General features: G+C 71.8%; 17 protein-coding genes, 3 tRNA genes and 1 pseudogene. 9 read left to right on the top strand and 12 right to left on the bottom strand.

Going from position 1 to position 21,765, the window contains the following annotated elements; translation table 11 throughout:
• Positions 1-211 precede the first annotated feature (211 nt).
• Positions 212-463 (top strand): DUF3073 domain-containing protein, encoded by a 252-nt coding sequence (locus ACLF6P_RS00515; protein WP_415947254.1) that lies wholly within the window; start codon positions 212-214, stop codon positions 461-463.
• Between the two features lie 164 nt (positions 464-627).
• On the opposite strand, the gene purM is transcribed toward ACLF6P_RS00515, so the two are convergent.
• The 7 genes from purM to purS all read right to left on the bottom strand — a co-directional run bounded on the left by purM (position 628) and on the right by purS (position 8,503).
• Positions 628-1,716: a phosphoribosylformylglycinamidine cyclo-ligase gene (purM, locus tag ACLF6P_RS00510; protein ID WP_415947253.1), complete on the bottom strand. Its 1,089-nt coding sequence runs from the start codon at positions 1,714-1,716 to the stop codon at positions 628-630.
• A gap of 46 nt (positions 1,717-1,762) precedes the next feature.
• Positions 1,763-3,292 (bottom strand): amidophosphoribosyltransferase, encoded by a 1,530-nt coding sequence (gene purF, locus ACLF6P_RS00505; protein ID WP_415947252.1) that lies wholly within the window; start codon positions 3,290-3,292, stop codon positions 1,763-1,765.
• Between the two features lie 88 nt (positions 3,293-3,380).
• A complete protein-coding gene (locus ACLF6P_RS00500; protein WP_415947251.1) occupies positions 3,381-4,268 on the bottom strand; it encodes an META domain-containing protein in 888 nt (295 codons plus the stop codon).
• A gap of 49 nt (positions 4,269-4,317) precedes the next feature.
• Entirely contained in the window at positions 4,318-5,109 is a 792-nt protein-coding gene (locus ACLF6P_RS00495; RefSeq protein ID WP_415947250.1) for a maleylpyruvate isomerase family mycothiol-dependent enzyme, read from the bottom strand.
• Between the two features lie 168 nt (positions 5,110-5,277).
• Positions 5,278-7,527, bottom strand: a complete 2,250-nt coding sequence (gene purL / locus ACLF6P_RS00490) for a phosphoribosylformylglycinamidine synthase subunit PurL (RefSeq protein ID WP_415947249.1) — start codon at positions 7,525-7,527, stop codon at positions 5,278-5,280.
• Between the two features lie 32 nt (positions 7,528-7,559).
• Positions 7,560-8,240, bottom strand: a complete 681-nt coding sequence (purQ, locus tag ACLF6P_RS00485) for a phosphoribosylformylglycinamidine synthase subunit PurQ (protein ID WP_415947248.1) — start codon at positions 8,238-8,240, stop codon at positions 7,560-7,562.
• A complete protein-coding gene (gene purS / locus ACLF6P_RS00480; RefSeq protein WP_415947247.1) occupies positions 8,237-8,503 on the bottom strand; it encodes a phosphoribosylformylglycinamidine synthase subunit PurS in 267 nt (88 codons plus the stop codon). Before purS ends, purQ begins: the two co-directional genes overlap by 4 nt.
• Positions 8,504-8,922: 419 nt before the next feature.
• On the opposite strand from purS, the gene ACLF6P_RS00475 reads away from it, so the two are divergent.
• From ACLF6P_RS00475 to ACLF6P_RS00440, 8 genes are all read left to right on the top strand, one after another.
• Positions 8,923-9,255 carry a histone-like nucleoid-structuring protein Lsr2 gene (locus ACLF6P_RS00475; RefSeq protein WP_415947246.1) on the top strand — a complete coding sequence of 111 codons (333 nt, stop codon included), beginning with the start codon at positions 8,923-8,925 and terminating at the stop codon, positions 9,253-9,255.
• A 170-nt stretch (positions 9,256-9,425) separates the two neighbouring features.
• Positions 9,426-9,497, top strand: a tRNA-Gly gene (locus ACLF6P_RS00470).
• A gap of 80 nt (positions 9,498-9,577) precedes the next feature.
• Positions 9,578-9,653, top strand: a tRNA-Gly gene (locus ACLF6P_RS00465).
• Between the two features lie 201 nt (positions 9,654-9,854).
• Positions 9,855-10,835: an ABC transporter ATP-binding protein gene (locus tag ACLF6P_RS00460; RefSeq protein ID WP_415947245.1), complete on the top strand. Its 981-nt coding sequence runs from the start codon at positions 9,855-9,857 to the stop codon at positions 10,833-10,835.
• A complete protein-coding gene (locus tag ACLF6P_RS00455; protein ID WP_415947244.1) occupies positions 10,832-11,641 on the top strand; it encodes an ABC transporter permease in 810 nt (269 codons plus the stop codon). Before ACLF6P_RS00460 ends, ACLF6P_RS00455 begins: the two co-directional genes overlap by 4 nt.
• An 18-nt stretch (positions 11,642-11,659) precedes the next feature.
• The gene (locus ACLF6P_RS00450) at positions 11,660-13,054 is read left to right on the top strand and encodes a sensor histidine kinase (protein ID WP_415947243.1); all 1,395 of its coding nucleotides are present in this window, start codon (positions 11,660-11,662) and stop codon (positions 13,052-13,054) included.
• Complete coding sequence (locus tag ACLF6P_RS00445) at positions 13,051-13,671, top strand: response regulator (protein ID WP_415947242.1); 621 nt, start codon at positions 13,051-13,053, stop codon at positions 13,669-13,671. The genes ACLF6P_RS00450 and ACLF6P_RS00445 overlap by 4 nt, the downstream gene beginning before the upstream one ends.
• A 36-nt stretch (positions 13,672-13,707) precedes the next feature.
• Positions 13,708-13,783: transfer RNA gene (locus tag ACLF6P_RS00440), tRNA-Gly, on the top strand.
• A gap of 93 nt (positions 13,784-13,876) precedes the next feature.
• Here the strand turns inward: ACLF6P_RS00440 and ACLF6P_RS00435 are convergent.
• From ACLF6P_RS00435 to ACLF6P_RS00415, 5 genes and pseudogenes are all read right to left on the bottom strand, one after another.
• Positions 13,877-14,782, bottom strand: a complete 906-nt coding sequence (locus ACLF6P_RS00435; RefSeq protein ID WP_415947241.1) for a phosphoribosylaminoimidazolesuccinocarboxamide synthase — start codon at positions 14,780-14,782, stop codon at positions 13,877-13,879.
• A gap of 107 nt (positions 14,783-14,889) precedes the next feature.
• The gene (locus ACLF6P_RS00430; RefSeq protein WP_415947240.1) at positions 14,890-16,407 is read right to left on the bottom strand and encodes a N,N-dimethylformamidase beta subunit family domain-containing protein; all 1,518 of its coding nucleotides are present in this window, start codon (positions 16,405-16,407) and stop codon (positions 14,890-14,892) included.
• 166 nt (positions 16,408-16,573) lie between these two features.
• Positions 16,574-18,988, bottom strand: a complete 2,415-nt coding sequence (locus tag ACLF6P_RS00425; protein WP_415947239.1) for a hypothetical protein — start codon at positions 18,986-18,988, stop codon at positions 16,574-16,576.
• Positions 18,989-19,330: 342 nt separating this feature from the next.
• Positions 19,331-20,581 carry a phosphoribosylamine--glycine ligase gene (gene purD / locus ACLF6P_RS00420; RefSeq protein ID WP_415947238.1) on the bottom strand — a complete coding sequence of 417 codons (1,251 nt, stop codon included), beginning with the start codon at positions 20,579-20,581 and terminating at the stop codon, positions 19,331-19,333.
• Between the two features lie 287 nt (positions 20,582-20,868).
• Positions 20,869-21,765, bottom strand: a pseudogene (locus tag ACLF6P_RS00415) (hypothetical protein); the annotation flags it as partial.

Here is a 21,765-nt window from a genome sequence, read left to right as displayed (position 1 = left end):
AACAGGTTAAAATCGGGACTGACCAGCGGGGACGGGGCTCCCCACTGGTGCTCGCCGCAGGCGCGTCCTGCGGGCGGCGTACCGTATGCGCGCTGAAGCAGGTACCGTTGAAGCCCTACGGCACGGTCTCTCCGCGGAGAGTCCGTTCCTGATCATGAACGCGTGTCAAGACTCTGGGGCCAGTGAGCCCCATATCCAAGGGGGTCGAGCCATGGGGCGCGGCCGGGCAAAGGCCAAGCAGACGAAGGTCGCCCGCCAGCTGAAGTACAGCACTGGCGGGACTGATCTTTCGCGTCTGGCCGATGAGCTGGGCGCTTCGACTTCGCAGCAGCCGCCGAATGGTGAGCCGTTCGAGGACGACGAGGAAGACGACCCGTACGCCCAGTACGCGGATCTGTACAACGACGACGAGGACGAGGACGACCAGTCCGATCCTCCGGCGTCGCGGCGCCGCGGCGCTTGACTCTTTTTCGTACAGCTTCGGAATTTGCGTACAGCTTCACACACGAACCCCGGTCCGGGCGATTTCGCCGGACCGGGGTTCGTGCTGCTTTCGGGGCTGCGCCCCGGGATGCTCCGCCGCTCCGCGGCGGGCTGGGTTCATGGGGGCTGACGCCCCCAGCCCCCTCAGATCCCGTAGTCGCCGACCATCTCGGCACCCAGCGCGTGCTCGCCGCGCTCCACGATCTCGCCGGCCACCCAGGCCTCCACGCCGCGGTCGGCGAGCGTGCGGACCGCCACCTCCGCCGACTCCGGCGGCACGATCGCGATCATGCCGACGCCCATGTTGAGCGTCTTCTCCAGCTCGGCCCGCGCCACCGAACCGGCCTTGCCGACCAGGCCGAAGACCGGGTCCGGCGTCCACGTGGACCGCTCCACCACGGCGTGCAGGCCGTCCGGGATCACCCGGGCCAGGTTCGCCGCGAGCCCGCCGCCCGTCACATGGCTGAAGGCGTGCACCTCGGTGGTCCGCATCAGCGCGAGGCAGTCGAGGGAGTAGATCTTCGTGGGTTCCAGGAGCTCCTCGCCGAGGCTGCGGCCCAGCTCGGCCACCTCGGTGTCCAGGCTCATCCCGGCCTGCTCGAAGAGCACATGGCGCACCAGCGAGTACCCGTTGGAGTGAAGTCCCGAGGACGCCATCGCGATGACCGCGTCCCCCTTTCGGATGCGTTCCGCGCCCAGCACCCGGTCCGCCTCCACGGCGCCCGTACCCGCGCCCGCGACATCGAAGTCCTCGGGTCCGAGCAGCCCCGGGTGCTCGGCGGTCTCGCCGCCGACGAGCGCGCAGCCGGCGAGGACACAGCCCTCGGCGATGCCCTTCACGATGGCCGCGACCCGCTCGGGGTGCACCTTGCCCACGCAGATGTAGTCCGTCATGAACAGCGGCTCGGCACCGCAGACCACGATGTCGTCCATGACCATCGCGACGAGGTCGTGGCCGATCGTGTCGTAGACGCCGAGCCGGCGCGCGATGTCCACCTTCGTGCCGACGCCGTCCGTCGCAGAGGCGAGCAGCGGCCGCTCGAAGCGCTTGAGCGCCGAGGCGTCGAAGAGGCCGGCGAACCCGCCGAGGCCGCCGAGACCGGTGGTCTCGGGGCGCTGCGTCTTCTTCACCCACTCCTTCATCAGCTCGACGGCGCGGTCGCCCGCTTCGATGTCCACGCCTGCGGAGGCGTAGGAGGCACCAGACGACGAGGGAACAGCGGTCTCAGACATTGCCTGGGATCTTTCAGGTCGAGGTGAGGAGAAGAGAAGAGAGGGCCTACGGCCGACGGATCGCGTCGGTCGCTGCCGTGGCCGCGGCACCCGCGGCCAGTTCCGTCTCCAGGAGCTGCTTGCCGAGCAGCTCCGGGTCCGGAAGCTCCATCGGGTATTCGCCGTCGAAGCAGGCCCGGCACAGATTCGGCTTGGCGATGGTGGTCGCCTCGATCATGCCGTCGATGGAGATGTACGAGAGGGAGTCGGCGCCGAGCGACGTGGCGATCTCGTCGACCGACATGCCGTTGGCGATCAGCTCGGCGCGGGTGGCGAAGTCGATGCCGAAGAAGCAGGGCCACTTGATGGGCGGCGAGGAGATCCGGATGTGGATCTCGGCCGCACCGGCCTCGCGCAGCATCCGGACCAGGGCGCGCTGGGTGTTGCCGCGGACGATCGAGTCGTCGACGACCACCAGGCGCTTGCCCTTGATGACTTCCTTGAGCGGGTTCAGCTTGAGCCGGATACCGAGCTGGCGGATCGTCTGCGAGGGCTGGATGAACGTACGCCCGACGTAGGCGTTCTTGACCAGGCCGGAGCCGTACGGGATGCCGCTGGCCTCGGCGTAGCCGATCGCGGCGGGGGTGCCGGACTCCGGCGTCGCTATGACCAGATCGGCCTCGGCGGGCGCTTCCTCGGCGAGCCTGCGGCCCATCTCGACGCGGGAGAGGTAGACATTGCGGCCCGCGATGTCGGTGTCGGGGCGCGCCAGGTAGACGTACTCGAAGACGCAGCCCTTGGGCTTGGCCTCGGCGAAGCGGGAGGTGCGCAGGCCGTTCTCGTCGATGGCGATCATCTCGCCGGGCTCGACCTCGCGGACGTACGCGGCGCCGCAGATGTCGAGGGCCGCGGTCTCCGAGGCGACGACCCAGCCGCGCTCCAGGCGGCCGAGGACCAGCGGGCGGATGCCCTGCGGGTCGCGGGCCGCGTACAGCGTGCCCTCGTCCATGAAGACGAGCGAGAAGGCACCCCTGACCTCGGGCAGCACCTTCGCGGCGGCCTCCTCGACGGTCAGCGGCTTGTCGTCCGCGTCGCGCTGGCCCGCGAGGAGGGCGGTGATCAGGTCCGTGTCGTTGGTCGCGGCGACCCTGGTGCCGCGGCCCTGGTGGTCCGGCGGCAGCTCGGCGACCAGCTCGGCGAGGTGCGCCGTGTTGACCAGGTTGCCGTTGTGGCCGAGCGCGACGGAGCCGTGCGCGGTGGCGCGGAACGTCGGCTGGGCGTTCTCCCAGACGGAGGCGCCGGTCGTCGAATAGCGGGCGTGACCGACCGCGATATGACCCTGCAGCGATCCGAGGGAGGTCTCGTCGAAGACCTGGGAGACGAGTCCCATGTCCTTGAAGACGAGGATCTGGGAACCATTGCTGACCGCGATTCCCGCGGACTCCTGGCCCCTGTGTTGGAGGGCGTAGAGCCCGAAGTAGGTAAGTTTGGCGACCTCTTCGCCGGGAGCCCAGACACCGAAGACGCCACAAGCGTCCTGGGGGCCCTTCTCGCCGGGGAGCAGGTCGTGGCTGAGTCGTCCGTCACCACGTGGCACGTGCACGAGTGTAGGCGAGATCGAGCCATGCTCCGAATGCGGTACACCTCATTCTTCGTTCGAACGTACGAGACATCCCTCGGACGTGCTACTTCTCGCCCTCCGCCGCGGTGGCACTGAGACCGTTGTCACCCGAGACCAGCTGCAGCACACGATGCGTGATCTTGTACTCGACCTCGCCGCCGCCCTCGAAGAGCGCGTACAGCGCCCGCTCGGTGCGCATGACGTCCTCCGGGCACTTCCTGTACGTGGTGCCGACCGGCCGGAGGCTGAGCGTGCCGTTCTCGTGGATGGTGGCCTCGGCGTCGATCTCGTTGCAGCCGAGGTTCCCGGTCACGCGGCCGTCCGCGCGGAAGGTCAGGTGCGGCTTCGCATCCTGCGGCAGCGACGTCGCCGCATCCCCGTGCAGTACGGCGTTGACCTGCCACTTCGTACCGGTCAGCGGTACGGGCTCCAGCTCGGCCAGGGTGAGGAAGTCGCCGTCGCCCGAGCTCAGCCGCAGCTTGCCGCCGACCTCCTTCGCCGTCAGCCCGCCCTCCAGGACGGCGAAGGCGCGGTCCTCGAAGTCGTTGCCGCAGTACATCTCGGTACGGGCGAGCGAGCCGACCGTCACCTTCGTGCCGTCCACGGCCGCCTCGCCGGAGAAGGAGTTGCAGCCGAAGGTGCCGTGGATCCGGCCGTCCTGCCCGATCTCGATGTACGCGCCACCGCGGGGCGGCGCGGTGCGCTCGCCGTCGGCGGTGAGGCTCTCGACGCCCCACCGGACACCGGTGAGCGCGGGCGTCCCGTCCGCGGCCGGTTGCCGTCCGGCGCCGGACGCGGCGCCGGACGCGGCAGCGGAGGCGGATCCCGCCCCGACGCCGCCGCCGTCCCCGTCGGCCCGCTGCTCGCCGCAGCCGGCGAGAAGCCCGACCGCGAGAGCCGCGGCCGCGGAACCGATCACTGCCTTGCTGCCTGCTCGCTGGGTGTACCGCATGCCGGTGTGACGGTCGAGGTGTGCGTCCGGTTCCCGTCCGGCTTCCCCTTCAGCGCAGCAGCGGCAGCAGAGCCGACAGGTCGGCCCGCTCCCCGCTCGCGCTGACCCGCGCCTCGCCGACCGCCTCGGCCCATGCCGTACGCCCGGTCGCGAGCCGCAGCCAGGTCAGCGGATCCGTCTCGACGACGTTGGGCGGGGTGCCGCGGGTGTGCCGGGGGCCCTCGATGCACTGCACGACGGCATACGGCGGGATCCGGACCTCCGTCGAGGCACCGGGGGCCCTGTGCGCGAGGGCGTCGGCGAGGAGGCGGGTGCAGGTGGCCAGGGCGTGGCGGTGCATCGGGACGTCGGTCCCGGCCGCGCGGTTGAGATCATCGGTGTGCACGACGAGTTCGAGCACCCGGGTCACCATGAAGTCGTCGAGCGCCATGGCCCCGACGCGGGTGGGCACGATCCGTCCGGCGGGGGCGGCATCGAGCAACGGGATGAGCCGGTCACCGATCTCGCCGTACCAGGCGTCGAGATCGGGGTGCTCCTCGGCGAGACCCCGCACGGTCTCGGCGATGTCCGCCGCGTGCGGGGCGGACGTGCCGACGTACCGGTCGAGCCCCAGCTCGGCCCTCGCGGGCTCCTCGGCCTCCAGCCCCCGCACGACGGCGTACATCACCATCCCGACATGCGCGGCGAGCTCCCGCACGGACCACGGCGCGAGATACGTCTCCCGGGCCAGCTGCTCCTCACCGAGCCCGCGCACGGCTTCCCGTACATGGCCGAACTGAGCGAGCACGGCACCGCGCGTCTTGACGGGATCGTAGGCACGGGGGCGGGACTTGGGCGGCATGCCCCCGAGCGTAGTCCTGCGGTCGGGGGCGCGCGGAGCGGAGCGCCCCCGGGCGGACGGGCCGCCCGGGGGCTTCGCAGACCAAGACGCAGCAGCGGACCGGTTACGCGAACCGGTTACGCGAACCGGTTACACGGACCGGTTACACGGACCGGTTACGCGGACCGGTTACGCGAACAGGCCCGGGATCGTGTCCTCGTGTGCCGAGCGCAGCTCGTCCAGGGACAGGGCGAACTCGCCCTGGACATCCACCGCGTCGCCGTCGACCACACCGATCCGGGTGACCGGCAGTCCCCGCGCCCCGCACATGTCCGTGAAGCGGAGCTCCTCGCTGCGCGGGACCGCGACCACGGCACGGCCCGCCGACTCCGAGAACAGGAACGTGAACGCGTCGAGCCCGTCCGGCACGACGAGCCGCGCACCCTTGCCGCCGAGCAGAGCCGATTCGACCACGGCCTGGACGAGGCCGCCGTCGGACAGGTCGTGCGCGGCGTCGATCATGCCGTCGCGGGAGGCGGAGATCAGGATCTCGGCGAGCAGCCGCTCCCGCTCCAGGTCGACCTTCGGCGGCAGGCCGCCGAGGTGGTCGTGGACGACCTGGGACCAGGCCGAGCCACCGAACTCCTCGCGGGTGTCGCCGAGGAGGTAGAGAAGCTGGCCGTCCTCCTGGAAGGCGACGGGCGTACGCCGGGCCACGTCGTCGATGACGCCGAGGACCGCCACGACCGGCGTCGGGTGGATCGCCGCCTCGCCCGTCTGGTTGTAGAGCGAGACGTTGCCGCCGGTCACGGGCGTGCCGAGCTGCCGGCAACCGTCCGCGAGGCCGCGTACGGCCTCGGCGAACTGCCACATCACCGCCGGGTCCTCGGGCGAACCGAAGTTCAGGCAGTCGGAGACGGCGAGCGGCTTGGCGCCGGTCGTCGCCACGTTCCGGTAGGCCTCGGCGAGGGCCAGCTGCGCACCCGTGTACGGGTCGAGCTTGGCGTAGCGGCCGTTGCCGTCGGTGGCGATGGCGACGCCGAGGCCGGTCTCGGCGTCGATACGGATCATGCCGGAGTCCTCGGGCTGGGCGAGGACCGTGTTGCCCTGGACGAAGTGGTCGTACTGCTGGGTGACCCACTTCTTGGAGGCCTGGTTCGGCGAGGCGACGAGCCTGCGGACCTGCTCCTTGAGCTCCTCGGAGTTCGCAGGCCGCGCGAGCTTGCCGGCATCGTCCGCCTGGAGGGTGTCCTGCCAGTCGGGGCGGGCCAGCGGCCGCTCGTAGACCGGGCCCTCGTGGGCGACGGTGCGCGGGTCGACGTCGACGATCTTCTCGCCGTGCCAGAAGATCTCCAGACGGTCGCCGTCCGTCACCTCGCCGATGACGGTCGCGATGACGTCCCACTTCGCGCAGATCTCCAGGAAGCGGTCGACCTTCGAAGGCTCGACGACCGCGCACATGCGCTCCTGCGACTCGCTCATGAGGATCTCCTCGGGAGACAGAGTCGAGTCGCGCAGCGGTACGTCGTCCAGCTCGACGCGCATGCCGCCCGAGCCGTTCGAGGCCAGCTCGGAGGTGGCGCAGGAGATACCGGCGGCGCCCAGGTCCTGGATACCGACGACGAGCTTCTCGGCGAAGGCCTCCAGGGTGCACTCGATGAGCAGCTTCTCCTGGAAGGGGTCGCCGACCTGGACGGCGGGCCGCTTGGACGGCTTCGCATCGTCGAAGGTCTCACTCGCCAGGATCGAGGCGCCGCCGATGCCGTCGCCGCCGGTCCGGGCGCCGTACATGATGACCTTGTTGCCCGCGCCGGAGGCCTTCGCGAGGTGGATGTCCTCGTGCCGCATGACGCCGATGGCACCTGCGTTGACCAGCGGGTTGCCCTGGTAGCAGGCGTCGAAGACGACCTCGCCGCCGATGTTGGGCAGGCCCAGGCAGTTGCCGTATCCGCCGATGCCCGCGACGACACCCGGCAGGACGCGCTTGGTGTCGGGGTGCTCGGCGGCGCCCATGCGCAGCGGGTCGACGACTGCGACCGGGCGGGCACCCATGGCGATGATGTCGCGGACGATGCCGCCGATGCCGGTGGCCGCGCCCTGGTAGGGCTCGACGTAGGACGGGTGGTTGTGGGACTCCACCTTGAAGGTGACGGCGTAGCCCTGGCCTACGTCCACGACGCCCGCGTTCTCGCCGATGCCGACGAGCATGGCGTCGGACTGCGGGGCCTTCTCGCCGAACTGGCGCAGGTGCACCTTGCTGCTCTTGTAGCTGCAGTGCTCGGACCACATGACCGAGTACATGGCGAGCTCGGCGCCGGTCGGGCGGCGGCCGAGGATCTCGACCACGCGCTCGTACTCGTCCTTCTTCAGGCCGAGTTCGGCCCACGGCAGCTCGACGTCGGGGGTCTTGCTTGCGTTCTCTACGGTGTCGAGGCTCATGCTGCGTCCTTTGGCTCCCTCGCTGCGCTCGGTCACGGAGCGACCAGCTTCTTGAGGATCGAGGTGAAGAAGGGGAGACCGTCGGTGCGGCCGGTGCCGATGAGCGGCTCCACAGCGTGCTCCGGGTGCGGCATCAGGCCGACGACGTTGCCCGCCTCGTTGGTGATGCCGGCGATGTCGCGCAGCGAGCCGTTGGGATTGAAGTCGAGGTACCGGAACGCCACGCGGCCCTCGGCCTCCAGCATGTCGAGCGTGCGCTCGTCGGCGACGTAGCGGCCGTCCATGTTCTTCAGCGGGATGTGGATCTCCTGCCCGCTGTCGTAGTCGGCCGTCCAGGCGGTCTCCGCGTTCTCGACGCGGAGCTTCTGGTCGCGGCAGATGAAGTGCAGGTGGTCGTTGCCGAGCATCGCGCCGGGCAGCAGGTGGGCCTCGGTGAGGACCTGGAAGCCGTTGCAGATGCCGAGGACGGGCAGGCCCGCCTTCGCCTGGTCGATGAGGGTCTCCATCACCGGCGAGAACCGCGAGATGGCACCCGCGCGCAGATAGTCGCCGTAGGAGAAACCACCGGGCAGGACGACCGCGTCGACCTGCTTCAGATCCTTGTCCTTGTGCCACAGGGCCACCGGCTCCGCGCCGGCCAGACGGATCGCGCGCTGGGTGTCCCGGTCGTCGAGGGAACCCGGAAAGGTGACGACGCCGATACGAGCGGTCACTTTTCGGCTCCCACCACGGGCTCTTCCACCTTCACGGTGAAGTTTTCGATCACGGTGTTGGCGAGGAAGGTTTCCGCAAGATCGTGGATACGGGCGAGCGCGGCGTCATCCACCGGACCGTCCACTTCGAGTTCGAAACGCTTGCCCTGACGTACGTCCGCGATCCCGTCGAATCCGAGGCGCGGCAGTGCACGCTGCACGGCCTGTCCCTGCGGGTCGAGGATCTCGGGCTTGAGCATGACGTCGACTACGACGCGTGCCACTGGCACTCCCGGGGTGTGGTGCTGAGCAGGTGGCTCCAGCACGATGCTGAGCTGGCCGGTTCAGCGTATCCGACGGAAATTTCTACTCGCGTAGATTCGTAGGTTCCTACGTGAGCCCGCTCACTTTCACGAGGTCCGGCGGCGCCTGCGCACGTAATGGCGGGGGAAAATCACGGGAAACCCGGCAAGAAACCTCCCGCCACCCATTGCGCCCGGACACGCGGAGAGATTTAGTCGGACTTCCCAATGCAATGCCGGGCGCGATACAAAGGATTCGCCGGCGGATTCGCGGGCAAAAAGCAATAGCCGGACAATAGGCCGATCAAGGCCGGTGGAAGGCATCGTCGGCGCGCGGCGGAGACCAAGCATCTGCCGGACCGGCGGCCGAGCGGTGATTCCGCACGAAAGGACCGATATTCGTGGCGCAGCGTGTCGTGGTCACTCTCTTCGACGACATCGACGGCTCGGAAGCGGCGGAAACTGTCGCCTTCGGTCTTGACGGGAAGTCGTACGAGATCGACCTGAATCAGGACAATGCCAAGAAACTGCGCGAGGCGCTCGCCCCGTACCTGGAGGCGGGGCGCAAGCGGAGCTCGCGCGGCCAGGGCAAGGCGGGCCGGGCCGTGAAGCACACCTCGGTGGCGGCGAGCCCCGCGGCGGTACGGGCCTGGGCGCGGTCCCACAAGATGGAGGTGCCGGCCCGCGGCCGGATCCCCAAGAAGGTCTACGAGGCCTTCGAAGCCGCGAACTGACCCCGGGCTCAGGGGTGTCGGCGGCAGGCTCCGCCGACACCCCCGCCGGCACCGCGGATACGTCCGCGCGGCGGGCCGGGGCCCGACCGACTTGCATTGCACCCCCGCAGGTCGGCTAGAGTCTGGAGCGCGCCGCGGGGCCCGGGAAACCGGAAGCCGCGGGAGAACGCGCGGGTGTAGTTCAGCAGCAGAACACCCCCCTTCCAGGGGGGAGGCGCAGTGTGCAATTCCTGTCACCCGCTCCGATGCAGGTCTACGACCACAGCTGTGGATCAGGTAGTCTTGTGTCAGCGCCGACCGGTGAGAGCTGGTCGGAGGCGATGCGAACGTAGCTCAGTTGGTAGAGCGCAACCTTGCCAAGGTTGAGGTCGCGAGTTCGAACCTCGTCGTTCGCTCCATGAGCGGAAAGCCCCCGGGAAACCGGGGGCTTTCTGCGTTTCCGGACCGGTGACCGGCCCGTCCTTACACGGATCCGCGCCCTGCGCCCTACGCCCTACGCCCTGCGTATGACAGGTGTCATACGCAGGCGTGAGAGCTGTCACCCCAGGTCGTGACGGGCCGCACTGATCTTCGCCGGCCCTTGCGGGGAGACTTGGGGCATGAACACCACCACCGAAGAACGCGTGATCGACGTCATCGATCTGCGGCGCACCTACACGGGCGGCTTCGAGGCGGTGCGGGGGATTTCGTTCAGCGTGCGCAAGGGCGAGCTCTTCGCCCTGCTCGGCACCAACGGCGCGGGAAAGACCTCCACCGTCGAACTGCTCGAAGGCCTCGCGGCGCCCACCGCCGGACAGGTACGGATCCTCGGCCACGATCCGTACACCGAGCGCAACGCCGTCCGCCCGCGGATCGGCGTGATGCTGCAGGAGGGCGGCTTCCCCGCCGAGCTGACGGTCGCCGAGACCGTACGGATGTGGGCCGGAAGCACCAGCGGGGCGCGCCCGGTCGGCGAGGCCCTCGAACTCGTCTCGCTCACCAGGCGGGCGAACGTACGGGTGAAGCAGTTGTCCGGAGGTGAGAAGCGGCGCCTCGACCTGGCGCTCGCGCTCCTCGGACGGCCCGAGGTCCTGTTCCTGGACGAGCCGACCACCGGACTCGACGCCGAAGGGCGCACCGAGACCTGGGACCTGGTGCGCGGCCTGCGCGACAGCGGCACCACCGTGCTCCTGACCACGCACTACCTGGAGGAGGCCGAGTCGCTCGCCGAGCGGCTCGCCATCCTGCACGAAGGGCGCATCGCGCACGCCGGCACACCCGCCGAGGTGACCGCCTCGCAGCCGTCCCGGATCGCCTTCGACCTGCCCGAGGGCTACTTCGTCGGCGATCTGCCGCCGCTCGCCGAGCTCGGTGTCAGCGGGCACACGGTCGACGGCCGCAGCGTGAAGCTGCACACCCACGAACTGCAGCGGGCCGCCACCGGCCTGCTCGTCTGGGCCGAGCAGCAGAACATCGCCCTGCACGGGCTCGATGTCCGCTCCGCCTCCCTCGAGGAGGCCTTCCTGCAGATCGCCCGCGAGGCGCGCGGCGACGGCAGGGCCGAGGACACCGCCGTACGGACGAAGGAGACCGTGGCATGAGCGCCACACCGACCACCGCCGCCGCCGCCCCCGCCCCCGCGCGGACCACCCCCGCGGGCCGCCTGCTGTCGCTCGCGCGCGCCGAGCTGACGCTGCTCGCGCGGAACAAGGGTGTCCTGGTGACCGCACTCGTCGTACCCCTGATCCTGCCGTTCAGCGTGCAGGCCTCGCTCCAGGGCGACACCCTCGACGAGACCGGGTTCAGCATCGGTCAGGTGCTGATCCCCGCGGCGGTCGGCTTCTCGCTGCTCTTCGCGGTCTACAGCTCCCTGGTCAACATCTACGTCGCGCGCCGCGAGGAGCTCGTCTTCAAGCGGCTGCGCACCGGCGAGCTGCGCGACCGGGAGATCCTCGCGGGCGCCGCGCTGCCCCCGTCCCTGATCGGGTTCGCGCAGAGCCTGGTCGTGGCCGTGGCCGCGACACCGCTGCTCGGACTCGCCGCACCCTCGGCGGTCCATCTGGCGGTGCTCGGCTTCCTGCTCGGACTCGTGCTGTGCGTGGCGTTCGCCGCCCTGACCGCGGCGGTCAGCAAGACGGCGGAGAGCGCGCAGGTCATGGGTCTGCCGTTCGTCTTCGTCACGATGATCGGCTCGGGTGTGGCCGTTCCCCTGGAGGTCTTCCCCGACAGGCTGGCCTCCGTACTCGAACTGCTGCCGCTCTCCCCGGTGATGACCCTCGTACGGGGCGGCTGGACCGGCACGCTCTCCGGCTCCGACACCTTCGTCGCACTGGCGACGGCGGTGGCCTGGATCGCGGTCGCGGTGTTTGCTGTATCGCGGTGGTTCCGGTGGGAACCGCGGCGCTGAGCGGCGGGGAGTGACGAGGTGCGGGAGCGCTATCGGCGGTGGCGCCGGCGGGTCTGGGACGAGCGCAGCCATGTGGAGCGGATGGAGTTCCAGTCGCTCCTGATCGTCCGGGCGATGGTGTGGTTCTTCTATCTGTCCTGGCTGGTGCTGCCGGTCGTCGCGCTCTTCGGCCGGCAGCCGCTCGTCGTCACGCTCGGCGTGCTGCTGCTCTGCTCCGGCGCCGACCAGTGCGTGGTCGCCTGCCGGATGATCGCCCGGGGCTTCGACTCCTACCTGGGGCGGGGCTCCGTGCCCCGCCGGGGCCGGGTCCACGCGGCCGCGCTGATGATCGCCACGCTGGGTCTCGCCATCGCGGCGCAGCGGGCCTCCCGGGGCGAGGCGGATGCCTCGTCCACCGTCTTCTTCTCGGTGTTCGCGGTCATCCCGTACTGCCTGGAGCGCTGTCTGACCCTGCCGGTCCGTACGTTCCTGGTGCGCTGCCTGCTCGGCGCGGCCGCCGTCACCGGGGTGAGCGCGGCCGTGGGGCTGCGCGGCGGCATCCTGATCGCGACCGCCGCCGGGGTCTTCGGCGGCGGACTGCTCTGCCTGGCCAGCGTCCGCTGCTCCGCCTGGAGCCTCTCGGTGATGTGGCAGGCCGAGCGCGGGCGGGAGACGCAGGCGCGGCTCGCGGTCGCCGAGGAACGGCTGCGGTTCGGGCGGGACCTGCACGATGTGATGGGCCGCAACCTCGCGGTGATCGCCCTGAAGAGCGAACTCGCCGTCCAGCTCGCCCACCGCGGCAGGCCCGAGGCCGTGGACCAGATGACGGAGGTGCAGCGCATCGCACGGGAGTCGCAGCGCGAGGTGCAGGAGGTCGTACGCGGCTACCGCGAGGCGAGCCTCGGGGCCGAACTCGCCGGTGCGCAGGGCGTGCTGACCGCGGCCGGCATCGACTGCCGCACCAGCGGCGCGCGGGCCGCGGAGGCGCTGCCGACCGCCGCGCACGCGGCGCTGGGCTGGGTGGTGCGGGAGGCCGCGACCAATGTGCTGCGGCACGGGGACGCGACGCGCTGCTCGATCGCGCTGGCCGTGAGCGACGGGCGGGCCGCGCTCACCGTCGAGAACGACGGGGCCGCCGTCGAGCCGCGCAAGGCGCCGGGCGGGCCCGGTCCTGGCGGTTCGGGGCTGGCCGGGCTGCGGGAGCGGCTGGCCGCGGTGGGCGGGGTGCTCTCGGCGGGTCCGGCGGGGGACGGGATGTTCCGGGTGGTGGCCGAAGTGCCGTTGCGGGTGGCCGAAGGGCGGTTGCAGAGGGACGAAGGGCCGCAGGTGGCCGAGGGGCCGTCGCGGGGGGACGAAGGGCCGTTGCAGGAGGCCGAAAGGCCGCAGGTGGCCGAAGCCGCCCTCCGTACGAACGAGAGCGAGACCGCGCGATGAGCGACGCACCGTCCCTGAGAGTCCTGCTCGCAGACGACGAGCATCTGATCCGCGGAGCGCTCGCCGCCCTGCTCGCCCTGGAGGAGGACCTGACGGTCGTCGCCGAGGCCGCCTCCGGGCCCGAGGCGCTCGCGATGGCGCTCGCGCACCGGCCCGATGTGGCCGTACTCGATCTGCAGATGCCCGGGGCGGACGGTGTGAGTGTGGCCACATCGCTGCGCGGTGAACTGCCCTCCTGCCGGACCATGATCGTGACGAGCCACGGTCGGCCGGGGCATCTCAAGCGGGCGCTCGAAGCGGGCGTACGGGGCTTCGTGCCGAAGACCGTCAGCGCGCAGCGGCTCGCGGAAATCATCCGCACGGTGCACGCCGGAAACCGTTATGTGGACCCGGAGTTGGCGGCCGACGCGATCGCCTCCGGGGACTCACCGCTCACCGCGCGGGAGGCAGAGGTGCTGGAGTTCGCGGCCGATGGTGCGCCGGTCGCGGAGATCGCCGAGCGGGCCGCGCTGTCACCCGGGACCGTACGGAACTACCTCTCGTCCGCGGTGTCCAAGCTCGGGGCCGAGAACCGGCACGCGGCGGTTCGTCTCGCGCGCGAGCGCGGTTGGGTATAGTGGGCTTCGCACCGAGGGCATGAGCCCACGGAGCATGCGAACGTAGCTCAGTTGGTAGAGCGCAACCTTGCCAAGGTTGAGGTCGCGAGTTCGAACCTCGTCGTTCGCTCCACACAGTAAGGCCCCTGGTTCTCGCCGGGGGCCTTCTGCGTTGGCTCGGGGTCGTCGGACCCCCGGTTCTCGCCGGGGGCTCGACGCCGACCGACTACCAGGCCGTCCCCGTCAGCAGCTCATACGCCTCGATGTAGCGCGAGCGCGTGCGCTCCACGATCTCCGGCGAGAGCGGCGGCGGCGGGTTCTCGCCGTCGGGGCCCTGCCGGTCCCACGCCGCCTCCGGCGACTTCAGCCAGTTGCGGATGATCTGCTTGTCGAAGGACGGCTGCGTCCGCCCCGGCTCCCACTGGTCCGCGGGCCAGAACCGCGAGGAGTCCGGCGTGAGGACCTCGTCCGCGAGCACCAGCTCCTCCCCGTCGAAGCCGAACTCGAACTTGGTGTCCGCGAGGATGATCCCCCGCTCACGGGCCACGTCCCGGGCCCGCCCGTACACGGCCAGCGTCGTCTGACGCAGCTGCGCCGCCGTCTCCGCGCCGACCTCGCGCGCGACCTCCTCGTACGAGACGTTCTCGTCGTGCTCGCCGACGGCGGCCTTCATCGCGGGCGTGAAGATCGGCGCGGGCAGCTCGGAGCCGTCGACGAGGCCCTCCGGCAGGGCGAGCCCGCAGACCGTGCGCGACTCCTCGTATTCGAGGAGCCCCGAGCCGGTCAGATAGCCGCGCGCCACGCACTCGACCGGAATCATCTTCAGGGACTTGCAGACCAGGACCCGGCCCGCCCAGTCGGCGGGCGCGCCCGCCGGGACCTCGGTGGACAGGACATGGTTCGGGACGAAATCCGCGAGCTGGTCGAACCACCACAGGGACAGCTTCGTGAGCACGCGCCCCTTGTCGGGGATCTCCGTGGGCAGCACCCAGTCCATCGCGGAGGTGCGGTCGCTGGCGACCATGACGAGGTCGCCCGCTTCGTTCCGGTACAGGTCGCGCACCTTTCCGGTGTGCAGGTGCACCAGGCCCGGCACCTCGATCGGTTCGGGCTTTTCCACAAATCCGGGCATGGTTCCTCCCCGTGGTTTCGGCCAACGGTCCGATTCTCGCCTATCGCGAAGGCCGCGCCGACCAGGGGCTCCCCGGAGTGGGCCGTCCGGGCGCCGCCGACGCGCTCTCAGTCCCGTTTGCAGATGCGGTCGAGGAGGTTGGCGGTGGCCCGCTGGATGCGGGTGTCGACATGACCGGGGCGGTCGAGCGCCGGCGACCAGGCGAAGGTGCCGGAGGCGAAGACCAGCGCGCCGGAGGGCGCCCGGTACAGCGAGGTCTCCTGGTGCCGCCGCGCCCCGTCGCCGTCGCGGTACGGCGAGTGCGCGAGCAGGATGCGACTGTGGTGCTCGGGCAGCTGGGTCCGCGGGAAGTACCGGTCGGCCTCGCCCGCGACCAGGCCCTCGACCTCGTCGCCCTCGTGCGCACCGGTCGCGTCCCACAGCCAGTGCGAGGCGTTCCGTACGACGAGGGGGGACGGTTCCGGCACCCGGCCCGCGTACTGGATGCCGATCAACTGCTGCTCCGCCCGGTCCACTTCACGCCACAGCGCCGCCCGGCCGGGGCCGCGGCGCTTGCGGCAGGTGAGCAGTCGGTCCGGGACACCGGAGGGCGAGGGGCTCAACTCCACCTGCCAGTACATGGTGTTGGCGGAGAGGAAGACGAGGGACGTACCGCCGTCGCGGGCCCGCTCGACAGTGCGGCGCATCGGCACCGACCAGTACTCGTCGTGGCCCGGGAAGACGAGGCCCCGGTAACGGGCCGGGTCGACGCGCCCGGCGTGCAGATCGCGGGTGTCGGCATACGCGAGGTCGTAGCCGTAGCGCTCGGCCCAGCGGATGAAGTCGTAGGCGTGGCCCACGTGGAGGGGCAGGCCCGCGCCCGCGTACGGGCGGTCGAAGGAGACGGTGCTCGCGGCATCGCCCTCGCCGAGCAGCGACCCGTCCTCGTCCCAGGCGTGGTACAGACTGGCGCCCGTGCGGCCGTCCTCCGGATAGAGGTTGTACGCCTGCCAGGTCACGTCCGGGAGCAGGAGCAGCAGATCCGCCGGGCGGTCGTCGCGGACCGTGAACGGGATGTGCGAGCGGTAGCCGTCGTTGGTGGTCAGGACCGCCACGTACGCGCCCGTACTCCAGTAGCTCGGGACCTGCAGCCGCCAGGAGAGCCACCAGTGGTGGCAGGAGACCGTGCGGTCGGCGGCGAGCGGGGGCGGCTGGACGATGCCGGAGAGGCGGGGGCTCGTGGTGATCTTCGCGGCGCCGTCGCCGCCGTAGTGGCCGATGCGGTAGATGTCGACGGCGAACTGCTGCGGCGGGTCCACGGTGATACGGAAGTCGATGGACTCGCCGGGGGTGACGGCACCCGTGGAGGTGAATCCCTTGATCTGCTGGTGCACGTCATCGGCCGTGCGCGGGCCGGTGGTACTGCGGGGCGCGGGGATACGGGCGCCGGGCGCCGGGGCGTGGTCGAGGTACCAGGGGACGACCTGGCCGGTGTCGTCGAAGTAGTGCTCGCTGCCGCGCAGCCAGGGCAGCGGGCCCTGACCGAAGGGGTCGCTCACGGCGTGGGCCAGCGCGCCGGACTCCCAGCGCCTGATCGGCGCTCCGGTCCCCGGCGTGCCGCTTTTCGGCATCCTGCCGTTGCCCATGCCGCTCCCCTCCCTCCCCCGGATTCCGCGCTCTGCCGGTGCCGCGTCGGTGTGGTTGGTGACTGGTTGTTGATGGCCGATCCCAGCACATCACATTACGCACGCATCCCGTCACCGTTCGTCGTGAATTGACGTGAACGGAACGCGTTCTTCCGGATGCTGGCCCTCAAACCAGCCGGACCGGCTTCTCCGCTCGTACCCCGCGCTCCGTGAGCCAGTCGCGCAGGGGTTCCGGATCGCCGCCCTCGACGAGGCTGCGCACGCGCGGGCCGAGGTCGGCTGCGCGGGTGCCGGAGACGAGCAGGGCCGGGCCGTCGAGCCAGTCGAGGCCGGGGGTGGCACCGGCCGTGTCGACGGCGGCGCAGCAGACCATGGCAGTGACGTGATCGGCGAGCAACTCCCGACCGGAACGGGGCGGTTGCATCGGAAAGAGCGGCAGAACCGCCTCGTCCCAGACGGCTCCCTCGGGCCTCGGCGGCTCCGGGGCGGGCGTGGCGGCCTCCTCACGGGAGAGCTCGACACTGAGCAGCGAGGCGAGTTGCTCGCTCCGGGGGGCGAGACCGAGGGGATCGGCGGGGTCGTGATCGCCGCGGGGGACGATGGGGAGGGAGTCGTCGTCGGGGATCGGTTCGGCGGGGATCGGTTCGGCGGGGGTGGGTGCGGCGGGGGTGGGTGCGGCGGGGGCCGGGGTGGCGTGGAGACTTTTGCCCGTCCGGGCCGTCTCGCCGTCCCCGCCGGGTGCCGCCGTGGCCGACTCGGCGTCCTCGGCGTCCTCGGCGTCCTCGGCGTCTGGCGCGTCTGGAGCGTCTGCGGCGCCCTCGCCGTCTGCGCCGCCCTCGCCGTCCGCTTCGCCCGGCGCCGCCGACAGGTGGTCCATCACACGCGCCAACGTCGGTGCCGGCGGGTCCGGGTGGTGGGTGGTCGTGGAGGCGGCGGTCAAGGTGTCCAGGGCCCGGTGGAGGCGGGCCGCGTCCGTGCGCCACTTGCGGTCGACGACCTCCTCCGGATAGTCCTGCCAGTCGACCGGCGCCCAGTCCGCACCGCCCTGCTCCCCGTGGAACAGCCGGGCCGCGAGCAGCGAGGCCGCCGCGTCCACCGCGCCGGGCTCCTCGAGGAGATCGCAGGCGGGCCGCTCGCCGAGCCGGGCGGCGAAGCCCTCGGCCAGGCGGTCGCGCCGGGAGAGCTCGGTGAGCGCGGCGACCACACCGGCGTCGAGCCCGGAGGGCCAGCGGCCCATGCGCCAGGCGGGCAGCGCGACCTTGGTGAGCAGCCGGTCCCAGCCCGCGTAGGCGAGCCCGACCTGCTCCTGGGCGACAATCCGCAACCCGTAGTCCACCGTCTGCGCGCGGTCGGCGGCCGCCGCCGCGACCCCCCGCTCCATCTCCGCCGCGTGCACCCGGCAGGCGCGCAGCATCAGCCGGGTGACCCGGCCGACCCCGCCGAGCACGATCCGCGCGACGGGCCCGTGACCGGGCCGCTCGGTCACGGCCACCGCGGCGTCCAGGCCCCGTACGAAACGGCGGGCGGCGGCTATGTCCGGATGGGCCGAGGGCCCCGTACCGGCGACGACCGGAGCGAGCAGCGCCCGGAGCTCGGCGATCCGCATCCACCACAGGAAGGGGGAGCCGATGACGAGGACGGGGGCGACCGGACCCGCCTCGGCGGACTCGGTCGCGCCACGCCGCGCGGAGACGGTCTCGCCGCCCCGTATGCCCACGGGGTCCGCGCTCCCGAAGGCCGCGGCGGTCTCCCCGGCCGGCACGACCGGGCTCCCCGCGCCTCGGCCCCGCGCGCCGTCCGCGCCGCCCCGGCCCGGCGCAGCATCCGGGTCCGGTCCCGGCGCGGCATGCGCGGCGCCCCGGCCGACCGCGGCATCCGCCGCCCGTACGGCCTGGCCCGCATCCCCCCGTACCGACCCGCCGCCTTGCGCACCCTGCGCCGCGCCCCCTGCACCGTCCCGTATCGCCGCAGCCTCGTCCCCCGCCGCGCCGGACCGCACCACCGAACCGGTCTGCCCCGTCGGACCTGCCGAACCTGTCGGACGCGCCTGCCCCTCCGGACCTCCCTGCCCCTCCGGCCCGGTGCGCGGCGGTGTGCGCCGTCCGCGTATGGCCGTGCGTGCGCGCCGGAGCAGGCCGGGGCGGGGCGGGGTGTGGGCGCGGTGGGTGCGGTGGGTGCGGTCCTCCAGCCAGCTGTCGCAGTCCGGGGTGAGCGCTATCGCGGACGGGGCGGGTACGTCGAGCCGGTCCGCCAGCTCGCGCACCAGGCGGTACAGATCCGGGGCGGAGGCCTCGGCGACCGGCACGGTGGGGCTCAGGGCGGGCCGCGAGCGCGCCACGAAGAGGGCGACGACGCCCGCGGCGAGCAGCACGACCCCGGCCAGCGCGCTCACGATCCAGCGCGCCAGATCCCAACTCCCGCCGCTCAGACGGCCCGTGACCCCGCCTGCGAGCAGCACCACGGCCACCGCGGCGGGCAGCAGCGCGATCGCGAGGGCGCTGCTGCGGACGCGCAGGACGGCGAGCGCGCGGGCGCGTGCGCCCACCGCGCCCCGCTCGCTTCCCGTACTGGTTCCGGACACGGCCGGACGTCACCCCCTTCGTGCTGCGACGGCTTTGCTCACTCCCCCACTGTGGCACCCGCCACTGACATCGCAATGCCGGTGGGCTGTTTGGCTAGGAGGCGCCTGGAGATGCCGGGAACGCTTGCGCCGCACCATAGTTGGGGCCTCGGGGCCCGTCAGCCGTATGGGGGATCGGTCACCCGATGGAATGGCTTTGGGCAAAGGTGCAGACGAAACGGGACCGGATCTTGTGTCAGATCCGGTCCCGTGAACGACCGTGCTCCGGGCGTGCGCCCGGTGGTACGAAGGGGCTCAGCGGCCCGCTGGTGAAGGGCCCAGAGGCCCGGTGTCACGCAGCGCTCAGGCGCCCGCCGCCTTCGCCGCGATGTCCGTGCGGTGCTGGGAGCCGTCGAGACGGATGCGTGCGGCGGCGCGGTAGGCGCGTTCGCGGGCCTCGGACAGGTCCTTGCCGGTCGCGGTCACGGACAGCACCCGCCCACCCGCGCTGACCACGGACTCGCCTTCGCGCCGGGTCCCGGCATGCAGCACGTACGCCTCGGGGGCATCCTGCGCGGCCACCTCGTCGAGGCCCTCGATCACATCGCCGGTCCGCGGGGTGCCCGGGTAGTTGTGCGAGGCGATGACCACGGTGACGGCCGCGTCCTCGCGCCAGCGCAGCGGCGGCTCGAGGTCGAGGGTGCCGTTCGCGGCGTTGAGCAGGACGCTCGCGAGCGGCGTCCGCAGCCGGGCCAGGACCACCTGGGTCTCGGGATCGCCGAAACGGGCGTTGAACTCGATGACCCGTACGCCCCTGCCGGTGATCGCGAGCCCCGCGTAGAGCAGCCCGGCGAAGGGCGTGCCGCGGCGGCGCAGTTCGTCGACCGTGGGCTGGAGCACCGTCTCCATGACCTCGTCGACCAGCTTCGGATCGGCCCACGGCAGCGGCGAGTAGGCACCCATGCCGCCCGTGTTGGGGCCCTCGTCGTTGTCGAGGGCGCGCTTGAAGTCCTGGGCGGGGGTGAGCGGCACCACGGTGGTGCCGTCGGTGATCGCGAAGAGCGAGACCTCGGGGCCGTCGAGGAACTCCTCGATGACCACGCGCTCGCAGGCACGGGCATGGGCGCGGGCCTGCTCGATGTCCTCGGTGACGACGACGCCCTTGCCCGCGGCCAGCCCGTCGTCCTTCACCACGTACGGCGCGCCGAAGGCGTCGAGCGCCGTGTCGATCTCCGCGTCCGTGGTGCACACGTAGCTGCGCGCGGTGGGGACGCCCGCCCCGGCCATCACATCCTTGGCGAAGGCCTTCGAGCCCTCCAGCTCGGCCGCCTCGCGCGAGGGGCCGAAGCAGGGGATGCCGGCCTCCCGCACGGCATCGGCGACGCCCGCCACCAGCGGCGCCTCCGGGCCGACGACGACGAGCCCGGCCTCCAGCTCGCGGGCCAGCGCGGCGACGGCGGCGCCGTCGAGGGCGTCGACCGGGTGCAGCTCGGCGACCTCCGCGATCCCGGCATTGCCGGGCGCGCAGTGCAGCGCGGTGACGTCGGGGTCGAGGGACAGGGAGCGGCACAGGGCGTGTTCGCGGGCACCGCTGCCGATGACGAGGACCTTCACGGTGCGCAGCCTAGTCGGGGGGTCCGGTGCGTTTGCACGGATGGGGGGCGCTCGGGGGTTGTGGGAAGCTCCGAAATCGCTCGGGCGCCGCTCGGGGCACCGCTCGGGACGTGCTGATCCACGCGGCGCGGCGCGGCGCGGCTGGGCTCGGCGCACGGCCCGGCTCCGCTCGGTTCGGTTCGGCTCGGAGCAGCGCTGCTCGGCGCGCGGCCCAGCTGGGCACGGCCCGGCTGGGCACAGTGCGACTCGGCCAGGCGCACCGTTCCCTCGCCCCCGAGGGGCGGCCGCTACTCGTTCGCGATCTCCTCGATGACCGTGGCGCCCAGCTCGCGGACGATCAGGTCGTGGCCGCTCAGGGCGCTCTCGTCGAGGTCCGGGTCATCCTCCTGCGGGATGTCGTCCTCGGGGGAGATCGGGGGCGGCTCCTGGCTGTACGAGGAGGACGACGACGCGGGCGCCGAGGCCTGCTGGGCGGGGCGGCCTGCCGAAGTCTGCTGCGAGCCGGGGCCGGGAGCGGGCGCCTGCTGCGGGGCGGACGCTTCGGGGCGCTGAGATGCGGGGGCGGCGCCCGCGCCGTACGCAGCGGTCTGGCCGCCTCCGTACGTACCGCTCTGCCCGCTCCCGTACGAGCTGCTCTGGCCGCTGCCGCCGCCCGAGCCCCCTCCGTACGAACCGCCTTGGCTTCCGCCGTACGAGCCGCTGCTCTGCCCCCCGCCGTACGGACCGCTGCCCTGACCGCCTCCGTGCGAGCCGCCCTGACCGCCCCCGTACGAGCCGCCGGAGCCGCCGAAACCCGTCGCCGCCGGGGGCGGGGCCGAGCCGCCCGAGGGGTCGATGATCGCCTCGATCTTCCAGTGCGCGTTGAACTGCTCGGCGAGCGCCTGCTTGAGGACGTCCTCGCTGCCGCTGCTCGTGAAGTTGTCGCGGGCTCCCGCGTTGATGAAGCCGAGCTGGAGGGTTGTGCCGTCGAAGCCCGCGACCTGCGCGTTCTGGCTGAGCAGGATCCAGGTGAAGCGGCGGCGGTTCTTGACCGCCTCCAGGATGTTCGGCCACATCGAGCGGACGTCCGGGCTGCCCGGCGGCGGCGCACCCAGCGCCGGACCACCGCCGCCGCCGGTCTGCGGGGCGGGCGCGGCGGGCGGGGCAGCAGGCTGCGCGGCCTGTGGCCGGGACGGCGGAGCGCT

The organism is Streptomyces lothianensis (assembly GCF_047779955.1).
Classification (GTDB): Bacteria; Actinomycetota; Actinomycetes; order Streptomycetales; family Streptomycetaceae; genus Streptomyces.
Note: the sequence above shows the minus strand (reverse complement) of the source record. Positions and strands in the feature narration are given on the sequence as shown.

Coding starts and splice junctions, on each gene's coding strand:
- ACLF6P_RS00515 (WP_415947254.1), top strand. CDS start 212: ATGGGGCGCGGCCGGGCAAAGGCCAAGCAGACGAAGGTCGCCCGCCAG.
- ACLF6P_RS00445 (WP_415947242.1), top strand. CDS start 13,051: ATGAGCGACGCACCGTCCCTGAGAGTCCTGCTCGCAGACGACGAGCAT.
- purM (WP_415947253.1), bottom strand. CDS start 1,716: ATGTCTGAGACCGCTGTTCCCTCGTCGTCTGGTGCCTCCTACGCCTCC.
- ACLF6P_RS00495 (WP_415947250.1), bottom strand. CDS start 5,109: ATGCCGCCCAAGTCCCGCCCCCGTGCCTACGATCCCGTCAAGACGCGC.
- ACLF6P_RS00455 (WP_415947244.1), top strand. CDS start 10,832: ATGAGCGCCACACCGACCACCGCCGCCGCCGCCCCCGCCCCCGCGCGG.
- ACLF6P_RS00460 (WP_415947245.1), top strand. CDS start 9,855: ATGAACACCACCACCGAAGAACGCGTGATCGACGTCATCGATCTGCGG.
- ACLF6P_RS00500 (WP_415947251.1), bottom strand. CDS start 4,268: ATGCGGTACACCCAGCGAGCAGGCAGCAAGGCAGTGATCGGTTCCGCG.
- ACLF6P_RS00435 (WP_415947241.1), bottom strand. CDS start 14,782: ATGCCCGGATTTGTGGAAAAGCCCGAACCGATCGAGGTGCCGGGCCTG.
- ACLF6P_RS00430 (WP_415947240.1), bottom strand. CDS start 16,407: ATGGGCAACGGCAGGATGCCGAAAAGCGGCACGCCGGGGACCGGAGCG.
- purL (WP_415947249.1), bottom strand. CDS start 7,527: ATGAGCCTCGACACCGTAGAGAACGCAAGCAAGACCCCCGACGTCGAG.